At 59.2% G+C, this 20,754-nt stretch carries 15 protein-coding genes; 6 read left to right on the top strand and 9 right to left on the bottom strand.

The features are described from left to right. The first annotated feature begins 86 nt into the window (after positions 1-86). Positions 87-986 carry a LysR substrate-binding domain-containing protein gene (locus D7S44_RS15465; RefSeq protein ID WP_120456345.1) on the top strand — a complete coding sequence of 300 codons (900 nt, stop codon included), beginning with the start codon at positions 87-89 and terminating at the stop codon, positions 984-986. Positions 987-997: 11 nt separating this feature from the next. Here the strand turns inward: D7S44_RS15465 and D7S44_RS15460 are convergent, their stop codons facing one another. The 6 genes from D7S44_RS15460 to D7S44_RS15435 are packed head-to-tail and all read right to left on the bottom strand — an operon-like array spanning position 998 to position 12,009. Beyond that, complete coding sequence (locus tag D7S44_RS15460; RefSeq protein ID WP_120456343.1) at positions 998-3,196, bottom strand: glycoside hydrolase family 2 protein; 2,199 nt, start codon at positions 3,194-3,196, stop codon at positions 998-1,000. Then, the gene (locus D7S44_RS15455) at positions 3,193-5,889 is read right to left on the bottom strand and encodes a response regulator (protein ID WP_120456341.1); all 2,697 of its coding nucleotides are present in this window, start codon (positions 5,887-5,889) and stop codon (positions 3,193-3,195) included. The genes D7S44_RS15460 and D7S44_RS15455 overlap by 4 nt, the downstream gene beginning before the upstream one ends. A gap of 9 nt (positions 5,890-5,898) precedes the next feature. Beyond that, positions 5,899-7,302 carry a DUF3131 domain-containing protein gene (locus D7S44_RS15450; protein ID WP_120456340.1) on the bottom strand — a complete coding sequence of 468 codons (1,404 nt, stop codon included), beginning with the start codon at positions 7,300-7,302 and terminating at the stop codon, positions 5,899-5,901. Beyond that, positions 7,287-8,783, bottom strand: coding sequence for a DUF3131 domain-containing protein (locus tag D7S44_RS15445; RefSeq protein ID WP_240629475.1), 1,497 nt, complete (start codon positions 8,781-8,783; stop codon positions 7,287-7,289). The genes D7S44_RS15450 and D7S44_RS15445 overlap by 16 nt, the downstream gene beginning before the upstream one ends. A gap of 50 nt (positions 8,784-8,833) precedes the next feature. Continuing rightward, entirely contained in the window at positions 8,834-10,192 is a 1,359-nt protein-coding gene (locus D7S44_RS15440; RefSeq protein WP_120456338.1) for a DUF3131 domain-containing protein, read from the bottom strand. Further along, a complete protein-coding gene (locus D7S44_RS15435) occupies positions 10,189-12,009 on the bottom strand; it encodes a glycosyltransferase family 2 protein (protein ID WP_120456336.1) in 1,821 nt (606 codons plus the stop codon). Before D7S44_RS15435 ends, D7S44_RS15440 begins: the two co-directional genes overlap by 4 nt. A 323-nt stretch (positions 12,010-12,332) precedes the next feature. Between D7S44_RS15435 and opgC the strand changes: the two genes are divergently transcribed. The 5 genes from opgC to D7S44_RS15410 are packed head-to-tail and all read left to right on the top strand — an operon-like array spanning position 12,333 to position 16,496. After that, entirely contained in the window at positions 12,333-13,547 is a 1,215-nt protein-coding gene (gene opgC / locus D7S44_RS15430; protein WP_120456334.1) for an OpgC domain-containing protein, read from the top strand. 14 nt (positions 13,548-13,561) lie between these two features. Then, positions 13,562-14,479, top strand: coding sequence for a hypothetical protein (locus tag D7S44_RS15425; RefSeq protein ID WP_371315497.1), 918 nt, complete (start codon positions 13,562-13,564; stop codon positions 14,477-14,479). 8 nt (positions 14,480-14,487) lie between these two features. Then, complete coding sequence (locus tag D7S44_RS15420; RefSeq protein ID WP_120456332.1) at positions 14,488-15,717, top strand: PP2C family protein-serine/threonine phosphatase; 1,230 nt, start codon at positions 14,488-14,490, stop codon at positions 15,715-15,717. Beyond that, positions 15,714-16,055, top strand: coding sequence for an STAS domain-containing protein (locus tag D7S44_RS15415; RefSeq protein WP_120456331.1), 342 nt, complete (start codon positions 15,714-15,716; stop codon positions 16,053-16,055). Before D7S44_RS15420 ends, D7S44_RS15415 begins: the two co-directional genes overlap by 4 nt. A 3-nt stretch (positions 16,056-16,058) precedes the next feature. Further along, entirely contained in the window at positions 16,059-16,496 is a 438-nt protein-coding gene (locus D7S44_RS15410; protein WP_120456329.1) for an ATP-binding protein, read from the top strand. Here D7S44_RS15410 and D7S44_RS15405 read toward each other — a convergent pair. The 3 genes from D7S44_RS15405 to ascF form a co-directional block, all read right to left on the bottom strand. Continuing rightward, entirely contained in the window at positions 16,493-17,668 is a 1,176-nt protein-coding gene (locus D7S44_RS15405; protein WP_120456328.1) for an alpha/beta hydrolase-fold protein, read from the bottom strand. The two genes, D7S44_RS15410 and D7S44_RS15405, sit on opposite strands and share 4 nt — an antisense overlap. A gap of 96 nt (positions 17,669-17,764) precedes the next feature. Then, the gene (locus tag D7S44_RS15400; RefSeq protein ID WP_120456326.1) at positions 17,765-19,195 is read right to left on the bottom strand and encodes a 6-phospho-beta-glucosidase; all 1,431 of its coding nucleotides are present in this window, start codon (positions 19,193-19,195) and stop codon (positions 17,765-17,767) included. An 8-nt stretch (positions 19,196-19,203) separates the two neighbouring features. Further along, the gene (gene ascF / locus D7S44_RS15395; protein ID WP_120456324.1) at positions 19,204-20,658 is read right to left on the bottom strand and encodes a PTS cellobiose/arbutin/salicin transporter subunit IIBC; all 1,455 of its coding nucleotides are present in this window, start codon (positions 20,656-20,658) and stop codon (positions 19,204-19,206) included. Positions 20,659-20,754 lie beyond the last annotated feature (96 nt).

Below are 20,754 nucleotides of genomic sequence, written 5' to 3'. Positions count from 1 at the left end.
CATCATTTCAGGTGGTTGAAAACTGTAACTTGCTGATATGTTAATGCATAACGATATAAATTTAACGGCCTGTTAAGGAAAGCTTAATGCCTGCTCAGTCACCGCGGTTACCTAAAATCAGCGTTATTCAGGCGTTCAAGGTTGCGGCGGAGCTGGGCAGTCTGGCGAAGGCCGCCGCTCAGCTGGCGCTGACGCCTGCGGCGGTAAGTCAGCAAATCCGCCAGCTCGAGGAGCAGCTTGGCAGCGCGCTGTTTGTGCGTACCCAGAGCGGGGTAATGTTAACCGAGACCGGCAAAGAGTACCTGCGCTATGTGACCGAAGCCTTTGACATTCTGCATCTCGGCCAGCAGAACCTGCGTCATGCTGCCGTCATGCCGAAGCTGACACTCTACGCGCTGCCTGCGCTGGCTTCAAAGTGGCTGCTACCCCATATCATGCAGTGGTGTGAACACTGTCCGGATATCGATTTATCGCTGTATGGCACTCATGCGCAGGTGGATTTTAACGCCACGCCAGCGGATTTTGTCATCTGTTTCGGTGAAGAGCGTTATCCGCAGCTGGATAAGCAACGTCTGTTTCTGGATGAGGTCGTGCCGGTAGCCAGCCCGGCTCTGCTACAGCGTTATCCGCCTGGAAGCGCGCTCAGTCAGGCGCCGCTGATTCATCTCGACTGGGGCAATGAAGGGCGTTTTCTGCCTGACTGGCGTAGCTGGTTTCTCGCTAAGGGAATGGCAGGCGCGGCGCCGCAACCGGCGTTACGTTTTAATCTCACCTCGCTGGCCATAGACGCCGCCGTATCCGGCGCGGGGTTACTGCTGGGACAAAAGCGGCTGATCGCCGCTGAACTGGCGCGTGGCGACCTGGTGATGGTCGATACGCTGAGTCTGCCGCTCAGTAAACCTTACTTTCTGGCGTGGCCGCAGCGTTCGCGCAGCCAGCCGGGCAGCGAAGCATTGATAAACTGGCTCACGCGATTAGCGGGCTAACGCCCGAAAGGCTATGGCGCAACCTCAAACTCCATCTGGTTACGCGCCAGCAAACGGTTCTCTCCATTGACAATTTTCACCGACACGCGCAGCGTTCCATTTCGTGACGGTGTCACCGGCAGCTCCACCACTTTTTTACCGCTGTCGGCCGCGATGTCCACCTGCTGCTTGCCCTGCGCCAGAACCTTATCGCCCTGGGCTATGCGCCACTCCAGCCGGGTGCCTTTGTACGCCACCGGCAAATCGTTAATCGCCCACAGATTAAACTGCCCCGGCTGTCCGGCCTTCCACTCCAGACTCTTCGGTTCTATCGAAGGTAGCAGCGGCTGATAGGCGCGCTTCAGCGCGAAATAGCCCGCTTTGGGATGGCGTAAATAGTCCACCACGCCCCAGTTGGCAGAGGGCCAGGTTTCAACGAACATAAACTGAAAGAGGGCGGTAACCGGCTGAAAACGCTGGCGGCGATAGCTTTCCGCCGCGAGGGCGACAAGCTGCGCCTGATAGCGCTGGGTATTGGCGATAAAGGTGTGAATATTCTCGCCGCGTGAGATTTTCGCATTCTGAAAGGTCTGGATGGGCTGGAAATTATGGTACTTCCAGCGCGTCCATTTAGGATCGCCCGGCTGGGTGGTGGCAGGCCAGAGTTCACTGCGCGGGATAAAGGTGCGCAGCGTGGCAAGCTCCGGCAGCGCCTGCGCGCCGAACTCGGTAATGGTGGCGGTTTTCGCCGGCTCCAGCAGGTTCGCCATGGTGCCAAAGTACCAGCCAGCCCAGTAGTGCTCCTCGACGGCGGAGAACGGATGGACGATACGGCTGTTATCTTTCGCCAGCGTATCGGCCACGCGCTGCATCAGGTTGCGGTTGAGATCTTTATTCCAGTCGGGAAAACGCTTGCCCATCCACGGCGAATTAAACGGCGGCTCGTTTTGCCCGCCCCAGACCACGATAGCGGGCGAGTTGCCGAACTGCTCGATCATCTCCTGGGTTTGTCTGGCGGCGTTATCGGCGAAGGCGGGCGTGTCGTTATAGCCCCACTGCAGCGGCACATCCTGCCAGATCAAAAGCCCGCGCTCATCCGCCGCCTGATAGAGCGCGCGGCTCGCCACATGGCCATGCACGCGGATAGCGTTGGCGTTCATCCGCTCGACCAGATCGAAATCACGCCCGTAGCGCGCCTTGTTCATGGTGCTGAGCCAGGGGGAGCCGATATAGTTGGTGCCGCGAATAAACAGACGCTGACCGTTAATCAGCCAGCCCTGATTTTGCGCCTGCTCCACAATCTGGCGTAAACCTGTACGGCTGCTGCGCTGGTCGAGGATGCCCTGTTCGTCGCGCAGCTTGACCTGCACCTGATAGAGCGCCGGTTTGCCGTAGCCCTTCGGCCACCAGAGCTGCGCCTTCGGCATCGGCAGGGTGACGGCGATGCGCTGCGGCTCATTGCCGGTTGGCTGAAGCGTCACGCTCTGCTGCAGATGATAGGCGCCTCCGCTGAAATTATCGGGCCGCGCGGTCAGATCCAGCGTGGCCGCTTTGGATGCCGGGGCGCGATAGACAAACTCAACGCGCAGGCGCGGCTGCGTCAGGCCCTGCGACCAGTCCGGCCGGAGAATCACATTATCGATCGCTACGCTGCGGCTCAGGCGCAATCTGACCGGCGACCAGATGCCGCCGGAGTTGGCGTCCTGGCCCTGCGGCGACCAGGCGCCTCCTGGTCGGGAGTCGTGCTGGTTAAGAATGCCTTTCATCAGATTTTTACGCAGCGGCCAGTTCTTCTGCGGATCTTCCAGCGGGCTGTCGACGCGTACCGCCAGCTGGTTATGGCGCGTCAGGCTGCCGGTAATGTCTACCGCGAAACGCTGGAAATAGCCTTCATGCTGCGCCAGCTTCTGTCCGTTAAGCCAGACGTCGGCGAAGTAGTCAACGCCGTCGAACTCCAGCGTCGCCAGCCGATCGGCTGCCTGCTTCGGCAGGGAAAACTGGGTGCGATACCAGAGCGCGCCCTGGTGATCCCAGCCGGCGCTGTACCAGTTAGCCGGCACGCGCAGCTTACGCCAGGTCTGGTCGCTGCCGCGCCAGCCAACAAAATCGGCGTCATTTGCGTCGTGGGCGCGCCACTCTCCCGCCAGCGACCAGCTCTCAGGCGGGGAAAGTTGCGCCGCAAACAGCGGCGCGCAAAACAGTACGCTCAGCGACAGGGCGTAACGCATCATGACTTCTCCTGCAGTTGGCGAAGTTGGGCGGAGAGCAGATCAGACTGCTGCTCCAGCTGGGTGATTAAGGCAGCGCTCTCCAGCTGCGTTTCCTCGCGAGCCGAATCTTCCAGCGACTGTAAAAACCGGGTGAAGGCGTCGAAGCCGAACGTAGAGGCTTCGCCGCGCAGCTTGTGCGCCAGGCGGCGAATGCGCGTCATATCCTGTTCGCTCAGGGCGCTTTTCAACTGCGCTATCATTTCCGGCAGCCCGTCGGCGAACAGGGTCAGCAGTTCACTCAGCAGCGCGTCATCCAGACCGAGACGCGTCGCCAGCGTCTGACGATCGGGCGGCGATGCGGGCGCAGCGGGCTGCGCGGGCGCAAGCAGGGTGATGACGCGCAGTATCTCGTCGTTAAGCGTTTCCAGACTTACCGGCTTCGCCAGATAGCCGTCGAAGCCGTGTTGCAGGCAAAACTCCTTATCCCCCTTCATGGCGTGCGCGGTCATGGCGATAATGCGCTGATGCGATCGACCGGGGCGGCTCGCTTCGCGCTCGCGGATCAGGCGCGTCGCCTGCTCACCATCCAGTTCGGGCATTTGCAGATCCATCAGGATCAGATCCCATTTTTCCTTATCCAGCTGTTCAAGCGCCTCGAGGCCGTTGCTGACAATGGCGAACTGGTGGCCCAGCCGCGTGAGAAAATGTGCGGCCAGCTTCTGATTCACCAGGTTATCTTCAGCCAGCAGAATGCGCAGCGGGTGCTCTGCGCTGGCGGCGAGATCGCGCACGCGCTGGGCAGGCGCGGCGTCGCTGGCGGGCTGCAGCGCAAGCGCCTGTATCAGAACGTCATACAGCTCGCGCTGGTCGACCGGTTTGCCGAGGAAGTAGTTCACGCCGATGCGGGCAAGCTGATCGGCATCCATAAAGCGGCTCATGGAGCTGAGCATAATGATCTGACAGTCGGCCAGCGCAGGCGTGGATTTGATCTCCTGCGCCAGCGTCATGCCATCTTTATCCGGCATCTGCGCATCCAGCAGGATCAGCGGAAAACCGGCGTGCGTTTGCAGCATAGCCAGCGCGTCAGCGGCGCTGGCCGCCAGGCTGGGCAATAAGCCCATATTGCGCAGCATATCGCTCATAATCAGGCGGTTGGTGGCGTTATCGTCCACCACCAGCACCGGCACGCTGCCGAAACGCGGGGACGTTTTTAGTGCGTCGCTGACGGGCTGCGGCGGCGCAGGCAGGGTAAAGCTAAAGACGCTGCCTTTGCCCGGCTCGCTCTCTACGGTAAGCTCGCCGCCCAGAATCTCCACCAGTCGCGCGGAGATGGTCAGCCCCAGGCCGGTTCCCCCATATTTGCGCGTCGTCGAGGTGTCCGCCTGGCTGAATGACTCGAAAATCAGCTTCTGCTTGTCAGCAGGGATGCCGATGCCGGTATCCCGCACCTGAAAGCGCAGGCGGTGGGTCTGCGCATCGCGCCGTACGGAAAGCTCCACTTCGCCGGAAGGGGTGAATTTCAGCGCATTGCTGGCGAGATTGGTCAGGACCTGGCGCAGCCGCACGCTGTCCGCCGTCAGCGTATCGGGCACATCCGGCGCAACATTGACCAGCAGCTCGACATTTTTTTCCGAAGCGGCAGGCATCAGCGGCCGCATCAGCCCATGCAGAAACGCCCGCAGCTGAAACTCTTCCTCATCCAGCTCGATTTTCCCCGCCTCGATTTTAGAGTAATCGAGAATATCGTTGATAACCCGCAGCAGCGTGTGCGCTGAGTGGTAGACCAGCGTCATATATTCGCGCTGCTCAGGCGTCAGCTGGGTATCAAGACAGAGCTGCGTCATGCCGAGGATGCCGTTCATCGGCGTGCGGATCTCATGGCTCATATTGGCGAGGAAAATACTCTTCGCCTCGTTTGCGGCGCGCGCGGCGGCGAGCGCCTGCAGTGAAAGCTGCTCCGCCTCTTTGCGTTTGGTGATGTCCTGCAGCGTACCGATAACGCGCGCGGTTTCGCCTTTGACGGTGACGCTCGCCACCTGACCCGACAGCAACATCCAGCGGTAGTTCCCGTTACGGTGTAACAAACGAATTTCGCTTTCAAATACCGGCAGCTGCTGATTGCTGGCGCTGGAGAAGAGCTGTTGCAGCGGCTCGCGATCGTCGGGATGCAGCAGCGTATCAAGGAAGCTGGCGCTGTAGTGCCAGGTCTCGCGCGGATAACCCAGCATATTGAGCAGCGCGTCATTGACCTGCAGCAGATCGTTTTCCTGCTGCCAGTCCCAGATGCCAATCTGGGTGGATTCCGCCGCCAGCACAAAATCGGCGTGTAGCTGACGGCGGGATTCGTTAATCAGTTCGAATCCCGACATATCAATATGCAGGCTGACGATGCCGCCTTCCGGCGTGCGGTTGTGCTGCACAAAGACCTGGCGGTTGCCGATACGGCGCATTTCGCTGTGATTATCGAGACGGCAGCGGCCGATCAGGTTATCGATCATCGCCTGACGACCCTGCTGATTTTCCGTCATAAAGGCTGAGGTGATGAACTCCTCCGCCAGCTGCGACAGCGTCATGCCAAGGCGAATGCGCTGCTCTATGCCGGGATAGAAGCGCACTACCTGATGGTTAAAGGCGATCAGACGCTCCTTATCGTCATACATCAGCACCGCCGCGCGCAGCGAGTCGAGCGCTTTAGGAAGCTGGCTTTCAGGCATCACGCCTCCTTAATTCAGGTTGCCGCTCAGAGCAGCGTTGTTAAGAGGAAAACAGCGTTTCGGCGCGGTAAAAGGATCTTCCAGCTGGCGACGGAAATAGCTCTGATCGCTCAGCTCGCTGTCGCGCAGCAGCGCGCCCATGTTCGCCTTAAACAGCAGCGCTTCCAGCACCATGGCGTTGGTGGAGAGCGTAATGGCGCGGTTGTAGTCGCCCGTCGCCTCGACGCGCCCTTCAAACCAGCCGCGCTGCGGATCGTTTTGCCGCTGCGTCATGCTCATCAGCGCGTCGGTAAAGGGGGTCTGCCACAATGCCCAGAGTCCGAACACCGCGCGGGTCGAGACCTGCGCCAGACGCGGCACCCATTTGCCGTCGTCAGCCAGCGTGTTCCAGGCGTAGCCGTTGGCGAAAATAGTGTCGTTAACGTGCCAGGGTGGGGCGGAAATATTGAAATCGCTGCGGGCGGTCAGGATGTTTTTCTGCTGCCAGCGCATCTCCTGCACGCGATAGACATTGCTGGCGCGCTGGCGCTGAAGCGTGACGATATCGCGATCGGCGCCGGGCAGCGTCCAGGCGTACTCCATTCCGCTCAGCACATAAGGCGTGGTGGTGATCGTCGCCGGCGTCCAGGTGGTGCGCGGATCGCGCGCATCAATATCCAGCGCCAGCCCGTCGATAATGACATGCTGCGCAGGCGGGCGGAGCGACTGATCATTGGCGAACCCCCAGAGTCCGAATCCTGCCGCGCTGTATTCGCTGTCGCCCAGACGGCCTTCAGCCTGCGGCGTCAGCTTTTGATCGCGCATCTGTCCGGCATAGAGCTGCCCTTTATCATCCACTACGCGACAAAAATCCCAGCGCAAAATCACGCGCTCCAGGTATTCGCTGTACTGAGGATGAAACGCCGCCACGATGCGCAGCGCCATCATCAGCCGCGCCATATCCTTCGCCGACCAGCCGACAACCTGCGGCGTATTGGCGTAGCCCACCATGGCAACGCTGGTGGCGCTGTAGAGCAAGTTAGGTACGTTGGCTGACGTGAGCGGCAAACGATTCAGGGTGCCGAGGATCTGCGTCAGCCGTCGATCGAACACCTCATCGTCGATCAAATCGAGCTGGCGCGCCGCGGTGAGCGCGATCAGGGTGTCGCCCATCTGCCAGAGGCTGACCACAGGACGGTTATCGCTGCCGTTGACCAGCCCGGTTTGCGGCTGGAGGTTATTCTCAAAATAGCGCCAGGCGATGGTCGCCCAGCGTCGCTCCTGATCGTTCAGCGCGCCGAGCCGCGCGGTAGTGTGCCAGCCGCCGTTCACCAGCCAGCGCCAGCCTGCCGCCTGATTCCAGGCCAGCAGACCGATAACCAGCACTATCGCCAGCAGCAGCGCGAGACTTATGCGGATTACTGTTTTAGGCATGTCGTCGCCACCGGCGGTAACTTAACGGGCGCCTGGCTGTCGCAGCGCGCGCACTTGCAGGCCCGGCACGACGGGGCGCTGCGTACGGCTGTGCCGCTCTGCTCACACCAGTTCTTAATGCCTGGCGTTACGTTAAGGAACGGGCGGTTGCGCGGCGTGTTGTTCGGTTCAAAAATATCGACCAGCCGCTTCTCCCACATCGAGGGCGCATAGCTGGCTTTACGCGGATCGTTGCTGTTGAAGCGCAGCAGTTTGCCCTCTTTTTTAAACAGCAGCGCTTCCAGCATGATGCCGTTATTGTTGGCGGTGAACTCTTTGATTGGCCCGTCGCCGTTTTCATACAGCCCTTCGTAATAGCCTTTGTCTTTCTCGTCGGCGTTTTCGATGGCGTCGAACAGGCGGTCGGTATAGGGCGAGTTCCACAACACCCACATGCCAAGCGCGGCCTTAAGCGATACCGCCGCCACGTTAGGCACATACTGTCCCTTGTCGGTAATGGTGTTCCAGTTATAGCCGTCGCTGTAAACCGTGTCGTAAACGAAGTAAGGGGATTTATCGAGCTGATGCTCCGATCGCGCCGTCAGCACGCCGGTGATCATGTAGCGGTTTTCCTGCGCCTGATAAACGCGGTCGGCGAAATTTTTCATCCACGGATGGCTGAAGCCGGTGGCGTCGTTATCCCGGTCGTCGGCGTTGTCCCAGCCCATTTCCAGCCCGTGCAGCAGGTAGGACTCCGTCACGACATAGTTGTGCTGGCTGGTCATGCGCGGATCGCGCGTGTCGTAAGGTACCAGCACGCAGTAGATATCGGCCAGCGCGTAAGGTTCAGGGCGGCTGGCCTGACAGGTGGAGAATCCCCACAGCTGATAGCCTGCCGCAGCGTACTCTTCATAGCCAAGACGCCCTTCCTGAACATACTGCGGCTGTTTATTGCCGTCGAGATAGGCGCCATAAAGCGTGCCGCAGTCATCCACAACGTGCGTAAAATCCCAGCCCAGCACCACGTTGTCGATACTGTTGCCATGTTCCGGGTAGCGCTCTTTGATAATTTTCAGCCAGAGCAGCATACGGCCGATATCGATAGCGGAGAAACCGATCTCCCCCGGTTTGTTCAGGTAGTCCACTTTCTGGCCGGTAATGGTGTTATAGGCCTTGTTAGGCACCTGATTCTGAAACAGCACCAGCTTGTTCAGGGTCGCCAGGAATTGCAGCAGACGGCGGTCGAACTCCGCCTTATCGATAATGCCAAGCTCGCGCGCCGCCGTTAACGCCGCCAGGTAGGAGGCGCTGTCCCACATGGTGGTGGAGGGGTATTTGTTTACCGCATTTACCAGCCCGGTAGTGGGCTGATAGTTCGCCACGAAATAGGACCAGGCGGTTTTCGCCACCGCCATTTCACGCTCGGTCAGCTCGCCATGGCGCACCTTGTAATCTGACGCGGGCAGGCTGATAGCCGCCTTTATAGCGGGTGACAGAAGCATCAGCGCAGCCAGCAGGGCAGCGAAGCCGGACTGACGAAGCCATAAAAATCTCATTTCGATGTTACTCCTTGTTGCTGCGGCTGCTGAACGGGTGAAGGGGCGGCGAGACAGGCCAGGCAAAGTAGCTGCCCATGGGCGATATAGGAGAGGCTTTCCAGCACCATCGCATTGGTATCCGCATCGATAGCGGCGTTAACCGAGCCGTCGGCGTTGAAACCCGCTTTCCAGCCCTTGCCGGGTTCAATCATCGGCAGCATCTCTTTGCGCAGCGCCTCGCTCCAGCGGTTGCGGAACAGCGCATACCAGGCGAAGGCGGAGCGGGTCGAGGTGAGGGCGTGACTGGCGAGCGACTCGCTGGCGCTGGCATGGATATTCTGAATGGGCAGCGGCTGGCTACCCGGCAGCGCGCCGACGAAATCGGGCGCCTGCTCGGCGTAGTCGCTGTTGATCACACCCGCGTCGGAAGGCGTACCGGTGCGGTTCTGCACGATCTGCATAATGCGCCAGGTGATTTCGCCGCTGCGGGCGTCAAAGCCCTGCTCAAGCCCGGTCAGCAGATAGGGCATGCTGACCAGAGAAGGCTGCTTGCCCCAGGGCGTGCGCAGCCCCTCATCGGGCACCGCATGGCCGTCGATCTCGACCAGCTTCAGGCCGTCCGGCGGCTGGCTGACCGCCAGACCGGCTGCGGCGTTGATCAGCCGCAGCACGCTGCCCGCATAGAGGCGATAGCCGTAACTGCCGCGCGGATCGTCAGTGCGGATCACCCAGCGATTGACCGGCAAACTCGCGCCCTGCGGCCCGCTGCTTTGCAGCAGACCGGCGAGCTGCCAGCGTGAAAGCAGCTGACTGACCGCCGCCGCGTGCTGCGGATAGCGCCACAGCAGGATCTGCAGCGGCATCAGCAGGCGTCCCATATCAATGGCCGATCCCGCGTTTTCATCTGGCGAAGGCAGCGCCTTTAGCGTATCGGCTTCGTAGAAGGCGGCGGGCAAGCCGTCTGGCTTCAGCGGCAGCTGGCCCAGCGCGTCGAGCGCCGAGGCAATCCGGTCGTCGAACTCCGCATCGGGGATAATGGCGAGCTGTTTCGCCGCGATAGCCGCGAGCAAGTAGCTGCCGGTGCTCCACAGGCTGAGCCAGGGCTTGTCCGCTTCGGCATTCACCAGCCCGTTCGCCTGGGTGTTATTAACAAAATATTGCCAGGCGATACGCGCCCAGACTGCCTCGTCAAAGGTCAGCTCACGCTGCTGCGGCAGAGGCGGGAACGACTTGCTGAGTACGATGCCGTCTGTGCTCTCAACGCGCGTCGGCATCTGTCGCTCGACCCACAAAACAATGGCGAAGCCGATCAAAAAGCCGATCAGAATGGTGAGATAGCTGCGCGCGCTGTAAATGCCCGATTTCAGGCTCATTCCGCTTCCGCCTCCTGCGTGGCAGGCGGCGTCCACATCGCCGCCATAATCATGGGCATCATGGCGGCGATATTGACCGCCCCCCAGAAAATATTAATGACATAGCCCGAGGGATCGTCGACGTTGCCGCGCGCCACCTGAATGCCTCCCCAGATCAAGCCGAGCAGCGTCAGCGCCACGATAGCCAGCTGCGGCTTCACCAGATAGAGAAACCGACCCGACTGTCGCTCTTTCGGCGTGACGTGAAACTTTATTTTCTCGCCGCGCAGCACCGTGCCCAGGGCGCGCAGGTTAACGGAGAAAAAGGCGAGATAGGACGATCGTCCATCCCAGGCGGAAATGCCCCAGGTACCGAACATAAACGCCAGCTCCGACACGATAAAAAAGGGCAAAAAGTGCAGGTAGAACGGAGTCGAATAGGCGGAGACGGGGGGAATGCCGGTAAAGAGATAAACAAGCGGCGAGATCAGGAAAACGGTATTCCAGATACAGGCGAGATAGGACCAGAAGGTGGTGCCGTACATCAGGGTCTGGCCGAGGCTGAGCTTAAAACGGCGGCGGCTGAATATTTTGTCATGGAACAGAATGTCCAGCGAACCCGCCGCATATTTAAAGCGCTGAATCATCCAGGTCAGCAGATCCTGCGGCGAAAGCATTTTGGACTCGATGCCGGGATGCATAACCGAACGCCAGCGGCGTCCGCTGTCGCCGTGCAGCACGATAGAGGTGTAGATATCTTCCGAGACGTGGAACTTGTAAGGCGTCAGCTCCGTATCGGCAATAACATGCGGGCGCATCGCCTGGCTCAGGGTGGCGCGCATCTCCTCATCGCGGATATCGCGCGTATGGCGTGATATCTCCTCTTCGACGCTAAAAACATAGCTGCGCAGCGCCGCCTGCATTACCGCTTCGCGGCGGTGCACCGAAGCCGCGCCGCAGCAGAACGCCGCGTTCGCCCAGTTGCGGCGGCGCAGGATAACGTCGTAAAACATGCGCGGATCGTTGAAAAAAGGATCGTTGCCGATGGTCAGCCGACCAAACAGACCTTCTGTCGCGCGGCCGATAAGATAGCCCGGCAGACCGGCGCGGCGGCGCAGCCAGGCGGAGAGGCGTTCCCCTTCAGGCAGATCGTAAAACCACTGCGGCGTCTGTACCCAGGCGACATCCGGATCGCGGAAATAGCCCAGCGTATTGGCCAGCAGGCTGGGAAAAACGCGGGTATCCGCATCGCAGATCACCAGGAAATCGCCGTCGGTCTGCTCCATACCGTTGCGAATGTTGCCCGCCTTAAAGCCGATATTGTTTTCACGGGTGATGTAATTCACCCCTTCCTGCTCGCAGACCGCGCGCATCTCCGGTCGACGGCCGTCGTCCAGCACATGGATAGCGAGATCGAGCGGCGTGGGATAGGTCAGCTTAAGCGCATCCCGGATAGAGAGACGCACCAGCTCAGGATCTTCAGAGTAGGTGGCGATAAAGAGATCCACCTTCGGCGGCCGCGGATCGGTGCGGTCCTGTTCAGGCAGGCACTGATTAATCTCCTCGGGCGGCGCCGGACACGGCGGATCTTTCACCTGCCAGATATTAATGGTGAAGAGCAGCGTGCCGAGCCAGGCGAGCGTTTCCGCCAGCGCCAGCGGAACGGCATACCAGAGCGCGTCCATATTAAGCGACTCCATCCAGCGCCAGCGGATGTAGTTCGCGCCCAGTATCAGGCCAGCAACGGCCAGCACCTGCCAGAGCCTCATCACCCAGAGCGGCGTATGAAGCGGGGCAGGCGGACGGCGATGTTCAAAGCGTGAAAAGTAATAATCCATGGCGTCTCGTTTCGATAGCGGAAGCGTCTGTTGGTTATCTTTTCACCTGGATGCAATAATCAATTCATTAACTTAACAAATAACAATAAGTAAATAATTTTTATGGTTATACCTTGCCGCTTACGCCGAAAGATTAACAGCTTTACCATCAGTCAGCTTGTTTAGATTTATATAGTATTAAATTACAGGTATTTACAAGGTGATTGAGAATTTTTTCATTTCGGCGTGACTTAAACGGCAACAGCGCTAAACTTCTTCTTACAGAGTAAAGATCTGTTTAATTTAACTAACAAGAATACTTACATCACTTACGGTAATGATTTATGGCGGATGTGGCGTTTGAGCCTAAAGCGGTAAGCGTCGACTGGCGTGCGTGGCGCTATGCCGTGCCCGGCAAGCGCGATCTGCGTGTCGATATGCTGCGCGGCATTGCGCTGGTGATGATGGTGGTGGCGCATACCGAGCTGCTGTCGCTGATTAATATCTTTACCTGGGAGCGGTTCGGGCTGACCACCGGCGCGGAAGGTTTCGTTATTCTGTCGGGCTTTATGCTCGGCATGCTCAACCGTCAGCGACTGCAAAAAGAGGTGCTGTTAACCGTAAGCTGGAACCTGTGGCGGCGAGCCGGGAAAATCTATCTGGTCAATCTGACCATCATCTTTATCATGCTGCTGCTGTCGCGCCTCCCTTTTATCAACACCTTTGAAGTGACCCACTTCGTCGATCGCTATTCCGGCACCGTCTGGTCGCTGTTTCCCACCACGCCGCAGATTAAAGAGACCTGGTTCAATATCATTCTCTATCTGCAAATCGGACCGCATCAGACGCAGATCCTCGGACTTTATATCTGCCTGCTGCTGGCCAGCCCGCTTTTTCTGGCGCTGCTGCAGAGCCGTCGCGTGGGATGGCTGCTGCTGGCCTCCCTTGCGGGTTACGTCAGCTATCACCTCTGGCCGACGCGGCTGACCGTCGCGGAGTTCGAGTTTGCCTTCCCGCTGCTCGCCTGGCAGTTTATCTATGTGCTGGGAATGTGCTGCGGCTGGTACAAGGATGAACTGATGTCGCTGGCGCGCACGCCGGGCGGCTATATCGTGATGGGTCTGATGGTGATCTACGCGCTCGTCATGATGTTCGTCGCGCAGAACCATACCAACCCCTTTATGCCTTCGTTTCTGCTGCTGCACGTTATCCCGCCCGCCGATTTCAACTGGTTTTATTACCATCTCGCCAGCAAAAATGCGCTCGGGCCCTGCCGCGTGCTGAACGACTTCAGCCTGATGCTGCTGGTTTATCTGGTGCTGACTTTCTGCTGGCGGCCCATTGAACGCGCCTTCGGCTGGTTTCTTATTCCGCTGGGACAGCACTCGCTTTACACCTTTATTTTGCACGTCTTTGTCGTGATGGCGGTCAGCCAGTTCGTCCATTTCGACCTCTGGCACCAGGCGTGGCTACGCAACACGCTTATTCATATGGCGGCCCTTGGGCTGCTGTGGTGGATGGCGAAAAAAGAGATTGGCGGTCGTTTTATCCCTAATTAAGCGAGGAGCGCTGCATGATTCACCCTGGGCTTCCGGCCAGAGGAGCAGGATTGCTGATGATCGCCTTCGTCGCCAGCGCGGCGATGCCTGCCTGCGCCGCCTCGTCCGACAGCGGAGCGGCCGCAATGCATGATGAGTCGGTACCGGCGGCGGCCGTCTCAAGCCGCTGGGGACGTCTTTTTGCCGGCAACAAAAATAAATTTTCCGGCGCGCTGAGTTTTTCCAGCGGATTAAAAGATCAGTGGCTGTCGATCCCTAACGGCTCAGAGAGCGCGGAACAAAAGAAAAAGGTTAATCAGCTGCTTAATCTCAGCCTGCAGTATTCCCCTTACAGTTTCTGGTTCGCCAACATAACGATGCGCGCGCCGATCACTAACTACTCGAAGTACGATACGGATTTTCATTACAGCTTTGGCTACGACGACTGGCATCCAAATACCTTCAGCCTGGTTTACAGCAACTATGGCGAAAACCGCCTGTTTCCGTCAGGCACTGCGCGCCGCACCTACCTTGAACAGGGCGCTTTAACCTTCGCCTATAAATTTTCGCTGCCGAAGGATCTGGAAAAGCATCTGCTCATCAACAAAGGGGACGCGCTGACCTGTCAGCTCGGCGTCAGCTGGGTGCCGCGCTACTACTCGCTGGCGGATAACGACCTGCGCTCGAACAAAGAGGTCGGGCTGGGCGGCTGCGGTTACACCTTTAAGCAGCACTTTTTTATCCGCGCCACCGCCTTCTGGTTTCCGCATCATGAACAACAGCAGCCCTGGAACGGCGACTACAGCTACAGCTTTGGCTATGCAACCTATACGCCGGGATCTTTCTCTATCCAGTACAGCAACTACAGCGGCACGCGCTTTCCCGGTCGGAGCAGCGCCAATGCCAAATTTCGTGAGGGCACAATCTCGCTTATCTGGTTCCTTCCTTTCTGAGGTTTTCTATGGATGCGCTTCAGCCTCAATCCGTATTAATCGTTGATGACGCACTGCTCTATCGCAGGCTGCTGGCTGGACTGCTACAGCAGTGGGGCTATCAGGTTTTCGAAGCGGAGAATGGCGAGCAGGCGCTGGCGCTGCTGGCGCAGGAAACGGTGAGCCTGGTGATTAGCGACTGGGAGATGCCGGTCATGGATGGCCTGACGCTTTGCCGTCAGATCCGCCAGCAGCTACAGGATCGCTATATCTACATTATCGTTCTTACCGTGCGCGACAGCGTGGAGGATCTGCGCGTCGGTTTCGCCGCCGGCGCGGATGACTTTTTGCGCAAGCCGGTTAATCAGGTCGAACTCCAGGCGCGACTGCACGCGGGCGAACGTATCCTGCGGCTGGAGGCGACGCTGGCGAGCAAAAATCGCCGCCTCAGCGAGGCGCTGGCGCAAATCGAACAGGATTTGCAGGCGGCTGCGACGCTACAGCGCAGCATTCTGCCGCCGCATCATCTGCGCCAGGGCGACTACTTCGCCGACTGGCTGTTTATGCCCTCCGCATGGGTTTCCGGCGATCTGTTCCATCTCTTTCCCCTTAATGACCATACCGTGGGATTTTACTGCGTCGATGTCGCCGGGCATGGCGTGACGGCGGCGATGATGTCGGTGGCGGTGGCGCGCCAGTTTCTGCATGGCCGCACGGTCGATCCCTTCTTGTTCGACGGCGCGGCCATCACGCCGCCGTCGCAGGTGGTGCGCATTCTGAATGCGCGTTTTTGCGCCCAGCATCCCGAGGTCACCAGCTATTTCACCATGGTTTACGGCGTGATCGATCGCCGCAGCGGCGAAGGGCGGCTCTGTCAGGCGGGGCATCCTACCCCTTTTATCGTCAGCGGCGAGGGCGAGGTGCGTGAAATCGGCGAGGGCGGCCCGCCGGTCGGGCTGCTTGAGCATCTGGACTGGGACGAGAGCGCCTTTCATCTTGCGCCGGGCGAGCGGCTCTGCCTCTACAGCGACGGCATCAGCGAGTGCGAAAATGCAGAGCAACAGATGTTTGGCGCAGCGCGTCTGGAAACATTGCTGGCTTCGCTTCATAAGCACGCGCTGGAGGATCTGCTGGCGGCGGTGGAACAGTCACTTAATCAGTGGCGCGGTCTGGCATCGGACGAAGCCGTCTCCGCGGCGGATGATATCTCCTTGCTGGTGATTGAGCGGCAGCAAGGCTTAACGGGAGAAGCGACATGAAATTTGAAACTGAAAAGCTCGACAACGCCTTTGTATTCACGCCGGTGGTGCGACGACTCGACGCGTCGGTGGCGCTGCGTTTCAAAGAGGCGGTGGCGGGGGTGATCCAGCAGGGCGAAACCGCGCTGATTCTCGACTTTTCGCGCGTAGACTTTATCGACAGTAGCTGCCTGGGCGCGCTGATCTCGCTGCTGAAACTGCTGAGCGGAAAGGGACAGCTCGTGATCTGCGCGCTCAACAGCAATATTAAAGCGATGTTTTCGCTGACCCGCATGGATCGGGTATTCACCCTCTGCGCTGACCGCAGCGAGGCGCTCGCCGCGCTGAACGGAGGATGAGCAATGTCCGAACACACCCAGCAGAAAGCGCTACGGCTGCCTGCCACGATTAATAGTCTGACGACGCTCGGCATCGCGCTGCGTCAGTTTCTGGCCGGGCTGCCGGTGACCGAGGTCTGGATCTATCCGCTCGATCTGGCGTTATGCGAGGCGGCAAGCAATATTATTCGTCACGGCTACCATGACGATGCGACGGCGCACTACCGGGTCTGTTTTAGCCATGACGGCCGTGAGGTAACGGTAACGCTCTATGACAGCGGCGTGCCTGTGCCAGAGGAGAAGCGTCAGCCGCCGGTAATCGATCCCGACGCGCCGTTAACGCTGGAGAACCTGAGCGAAGGCGGCCGGGGTATGCAGCTTATCTTCTCCGGCGTGGATCGGGTCAGCTACCGCGAGGGCGAGGATGAAAACCAGCTGACCCTGATCAAAACGCTGCCTTAATTCTCCGGGCGGAACAGCTTCTGTACGAACTCAATATAGGCCGGACGCCAGACATCCATCTCATGCCCCAGCGCAGGGTAAGTATGCCAGTCGCTGTGAATGCCGCGCTGGTCCAGCTGCGCCTTGAGGCCGGTCATATCGCGCCCGGTAATGATGTCCTCTTCGCCGCTGACCAGCGTCAGCAGTTTTAGCTGACGGTTGATGGCGGCGGGCTTTTTCAGCTGCGCCGCCACGCGAAAATCGGGTACGGATTCGGTGGTCACGCCGCTGAAAATCCCCAGCCAGGCGAACTTATCGAGATGCCGCATACCGCTGACCAGCGCCTGATAGCCGCCCTGCGACAGCCCCGCCAGCGCCTGACTTTCGGCCTCTTTCCGCACCGGATAGCGATCGGCGACGAGCTGCATAATCTCCTCTGTCAGCTCTTTGTCCGCCGCCTGTGCATTGCGCGGATAGAAGGTTTCGCGACGGGTGGCCGGGGCGAAACTTTCAGGTATCGCCCCCGCGGCGTCGGTTTCAGTATCCGGCATCACGACCAGCATCGGCACGATTTTCCCCTCGGCGAGCAGGTTATCCATAATTTGCGGCACCCGTCCCTGAACCAGTGCCGAAAGGCCGGTATCGCCAAAGCCGTGGTAGTAATAGAGCACCGGCAGCGGAGGAGAGTCGGCGCGCGTGCCGGGCGGCACCCAGACGGAGATACGCCGTTCGCGGTTCAGCGACGGCGAGTGCCAGGTCAGGGTATGGATCTCGCCGTGCAGCACGTTGCGCTCATCCAGCAGGCTGCCGGGCACCAGAATCAGACTGGTATTCACCTGACGCTGCGGTTTCGCCAGCGCGTTACCCGTGTCGACGCTGCGAAAGCCGTCCACATTAAAAAAGTATTCATATAAGCCGGGCTGCATGGGTCCGCTGGTAAGCGACCAGATGCCGCGATCGTCTTTGGTCATAGGATGCGAGACGTAACGATCGGGCGTAGGGCCGGTCACTACCTCGACCGCTTTGGCGTCAGGCGCCCATAACCGCCAGGTTATCGTGTTGTTATCATTGGCCTGACTGGTATATTGCTCCGGCGGCAGGCTCTCGGGCGGGCGCTGAGGAAGCGGAATAGCCAGCAGTGAATGACTCCATACCGCCAGACTCAGGCCCAGAAAGAGGCAGCGAAAATTCATCAGATATCCTTAACAGAATGCAGGTCCGTTAAGTGTGGCATAAGCGGGGAAAAATGAACTGCCGCCCGTGAATTTTGCTGCCTCTCTGACGCTGTGTCAGTTGAGATCGCGCCCGTTGCTGGCGATCACTTTTTTATACCACCAGAACGATTTTTTACGCGTGCGCGCCAGGGTGCCGCCCCCCAGATCATCTTTATCGACATAGACAAAGCCGTAGCGCTTGCTCATTTCGCCGGTTGAGGCGGCGACCAGATCGATGCAGCCCCAGGTGGTGTAACCCATCACCGGCACACCGTCGTCGATCGCCTGCGCCATCGCCCGGATATGCTCGCGCAGATAGCTGATGCGGTAGTCGTCGTTAATGCTGCCGTCCGCTTCCACCTTGTCCTGCGCGCCCAGCCCGTTCTCCACCAGAAACAGCGGCTTTTGATAGCGGTCATACATCATATTCATGGTGATGCGCAGCCCCAGCGGATCGATGCCCCAGCCCCAGTCGCTGCGTTTGATATGCGGGTTGGTCAGAGACTTCACCACGTTGGCGGCGCTGCTGTTGCGCTCGTTCATCTCCGCCGAGGCGCAGCGCGACGCGTAATAGCTGAACGACACGAAATCGACGCTGTTTTTCAGGATGTCGGCGTCTTCGCTCGCCATCTCAATGGTGACGCCTTTCTCCCGGAACAGGCGGGCGGCATACGTCGGGTAGGCACCTCTCGCCTGCACATCAATAAAGAAGAGATTCTCGCGATCCTTCTCCAGCGCCGCCCAGACATCTTCCGGCCTGCAGGACCAGGGGTAAAAATTGCCGCCCGCCAGCATACAGCCCACCTGGTTGGCCGGGTTGACCTCATGGGCGATACGGGTCGCGAGGGCGCTGGCGACCAGTTCGTGATGCGCGGCCTGATACTTCACCTGATCCTGATTTTCTCCCTCTTCGAACACCAGACCGGCGCCGGAAAAAGGGCTGTGGAGCAGGATGTTTATCTCATTAAAGGTCAGCCAGTATTTCACCAGACCGTCAAAGGCTTCGAAGCAGGTGCGCGCATAGCGAGCGAAGAAATTAACCATTTTGCGGTTGCGCCACGAGCCATACTCCACCACCAGATGCATCGGCACATCAAAATGGCAAAGCGTGACCAGCGGCTCGATGCCATATTTTTTACACTCTTCGAACAGGCTGCGATAAAAGGCAATGCCTTCCTGATTCGGCTCTGGTTCATCGCCGCGCGGATAGAGGCGGCTCCAGGCGATGGAGGTCCGGAAGACGCCGAATCCCATCTCCGCCATCAGGGCGATATCTTCTTTATAGCGATGATAAAAATCGATCGCCTCATGGCTGGGGTAATATTCATCGTCGCGCAGGCTAAAGCGCTTCTCCAGCCCCAGCTTTACCGGCATGCGCGCGGCGCCGTGCGGGATCATATCTACCGTTGTCAGGCCTTTCCCCCCTTCCAGATAGCCGCCTTCAGACTGATTCGCGGCTAATGCGCCACCCCATAAAAAACCTGCTGGAAATGTCAGTTCCGACATAAATTACCTCAATGATGAACGGCTGCCTTAACGGGCTCGATCGATTCCGCCTTTGCGGGCGAGGCGCTGGCCTCGGGCGCGCTTTCCGGGATATCTTCAAAGCCTAAAATCAGAGTCAGAATAAATGAGAGCACCACAGAGAGCGCCATCACCGCCACCACCCAGACGATGCTCATGGGGTTAGCGGGATCGAAGAACTGCACGCTGGTAAAGAGTCCCGGCGACGCCATCGAGTGGCTGGCCAGCCCGCCGACGCCCGCCACCGCGCCGCAGATAAAGCCGCTAATCAGGCAGGCGACCAGCGGACGCTTCAGGCGTACCGCCACGCCGTAAAGCGCCGGTTCGGAGATGCCAGCGACGATAGCGGAGGCCGCGGCGGCGAGGGCGGTCTGGCGCAGCTCGCGGTTTTTGGTTTTGAAGGCGACCGCCAGCGAGGAGCCGCCCAGCGACAGGTTGGCGCCGATTTCCGACGGCATCACCATACCCTCTTTGCCGCTCTCGGCGATGGTCTGAATAATGGTCGGCGTAAAAACGCGGTGCATGCCGGTCATTACCAGCAGCGGCCAGATGGCGCCCATAATCGCCACCGAAAGCCAGCCAAGATAGCCGTGTACGGTATAGACCACGGCCGAAATGCCGCTGCCGATCCAGATGCCCAGCGGGCCAATCAGCAGGATGGCGATCGGCGCGGCGATCAGCACAATCAGCATCGGTTTCAGGAAGTTTTTCGTTACCGCTGGCGTAATGCGATCGACGATGCGCTCGATATGGGACAGGATCCAGGTCATCACCAGCGCCGGGATCACCGTGTAGGTGTATTTCACCGGCGTGACGGGAATCGAGGCGAAGTCAACCGCCTGGCCCTGCGCCGCTTTCGCCATCAGATCGATAAAACCGGGATGCAGCAGCACGCCCGCGATCGCGATCGCCAGCGACATATTGGTTTTGAACTTGATTGAGGCCGACGCGGCGACCATGACCGGCAGGAAGAAAAACGCGCCGTCGCCAATGACCGTCAGGATAGTCAGCGTAGAGGAGCCTTTCGGCAGAACGCCGCTCATCTCCAGCACCATCGCCAGCAGCTTCACCATCGAGCCGCCGATAATGGCCGGAATCAGCGGTGACATGGTGCCGACCAGCGCGTCGAGAATGCCCGCGCCGATGCTTCTCAGGGTAATTTTGCGTTTTACCACCGCGCCGCCAGACGCCTCAGGCGTGCCGAGCGCCAGGATCGCCTGATAGGCTTTCCCAACGTTGTTGCCGATAATGACCTGACACTGCGTATCGTTATCGACCACGCCCATCACGCCGGGCAGCGCTTTGAGCGCGGCGCTGTCGACTTGCGCGCGATCTTTTACAACAAAACGTAAGCGGGTCATGCAGTGGGTGACGGATTCGATATTCTGCATTCCGCCCAGCGACTGCACGATGGCGCGAGAGACTTCTGCATAGGGATTAGGCATGGTTTTGCGTCTCTGTTGTTATGGGTAGAGTGTTTTACCGGCGGCTGGCTGTTGTAGGGACAGATTGTGCGCTGATTCACGATGGCGACAGAAGAC

The sequence above is a fragment of the Pantoea piersonii genome (assembly GCF_003612015.1).
Taxonomy (GTDB): domain Bacteria; phylum Pseudomonadota; class Gammaproteobacteria; order Enterobacterales; family Enterobacteriaceae; genus Pantoea; species Pantoea piersonii.
Note: the sequence above shows the minus strand (reverse complement) of the source record. Positions and strands in the feature narration are given on the sequence as shown.

What these genes read in the sequence shown, in the direction of transcription:
- D7S44_RS15465 (WP_120456345.1), top strand. Translation starts at nt 87, where the DNA reads ATGCCTGCTCAGTCACCGCGGTTACCTAAAATCAGCGTTATTCAGGCG.
- D7S44_RS15460 (WP_120456343.1), bottom strand. Translation starts at nt 3,196, where the DNA reads ATGATGCGTTACGCCCTGTCGCTGAGCGTACTGTTTTGCGCGCCGCTG.
- D7S44_RS15455 (WP_120456341.1), bottom strand. Translation starts at nt 5,889, where the DNA reads ATGCCTGAAAGCCAGCTTCCTAAAGCGCTCGACTCGCTGCGCGCGGCG.
- D7S44_RS15450 (WP_120456340.1), bottom strand. Translation starts at nt 7,302, where the DNA reads ATGCCTAAAACAGTAATCCGCATAAGTCTCGCGCTGCTGCTGGCGATA.
- D7S44_RS15445 (WP_240629475.1), bottom strand. Translation starts at nt 8,783, where the DNA reads ATGCTTCTGTCACCCGCTATAAAGGCGGCTATCAGCCTGCCCGCGTCA.
- D7S44_RS15440 (WP_120456338.1), bottom strand. Translation starts at nt 10,192, where the DNA reads ATGAGCCTGAAATCGGGCATTTACAGCGCGCGCAGCTATCTCACCATT.
- D7S44_RS15435 (WP_120456336.1), bottom strand. Translation starts at nt 12,009, where the DNA reads ATGGATTATTACTTTTCACGCTTTGAACATCGCCGTCCGCCTGCCCCG.
- opgC (WP_120456334.1), top strand. Translation starts at nt 12,333, where the DNA reads ATGGCGGATGTGGCGTTTGAGCCTAAAGCGGTAAGCGTCGACTGGCGT.
- D7S44_RS15425 (WP_371315497.1), top strand. Translation starts at nt 13,562, where the DNA reads ATGATTCACCCTGGGCTTCCGGCCAGAGGAGCAGGATTGCTGATGATC.
- D7S44_RS15420 (WP_120456332.1), top strand. Translation starts at nt 14,488, where the DNA reads ATGGATGCGCTTCAGCCTCAATCCGTATTAATCGTTGATGACGCACTG.
- D7S44_RS15415 (WP_120456331.1), top strand. Translation starts at nt 15,714, where the DNA reads ATGAAATTTGAAACTGAAAAGCTCGACAACGCCTTTGTATTCACGCCG.
- D7S44_RS15410 (WP_120456329.1), top strand. Translation starts at nt 16,059, where the DNA reads ATGTCCGAACACACCCAGCAGAAAGCGCTACGGCTGCCTGCCACGATT.
- D7S44_RS15405 (WP_120456328.1), bottom strand. Translation starts at nt 17,668, where the DNA reads ATGAATTTTCGCTGCCTCTTTCTGGGCCTGAGTCTGGCGGTATGGAGT.
- D7S44_RS15400 (WP_120456326.1), bottom strand. Translation starts at nt 19,195, where the DNA reads ATGTCGGAACTGACATTTCCAGCAGGTTTTTTATGGGGTGGCGCATTA.
- ascF (WP_120456324.1), bottom strand. Translation starts at nt 20,658, where the DNA reads ATGCCTAATCCCTATGCAGAAGTCTCTCGCGCCATCGTGCAGTCGCTG.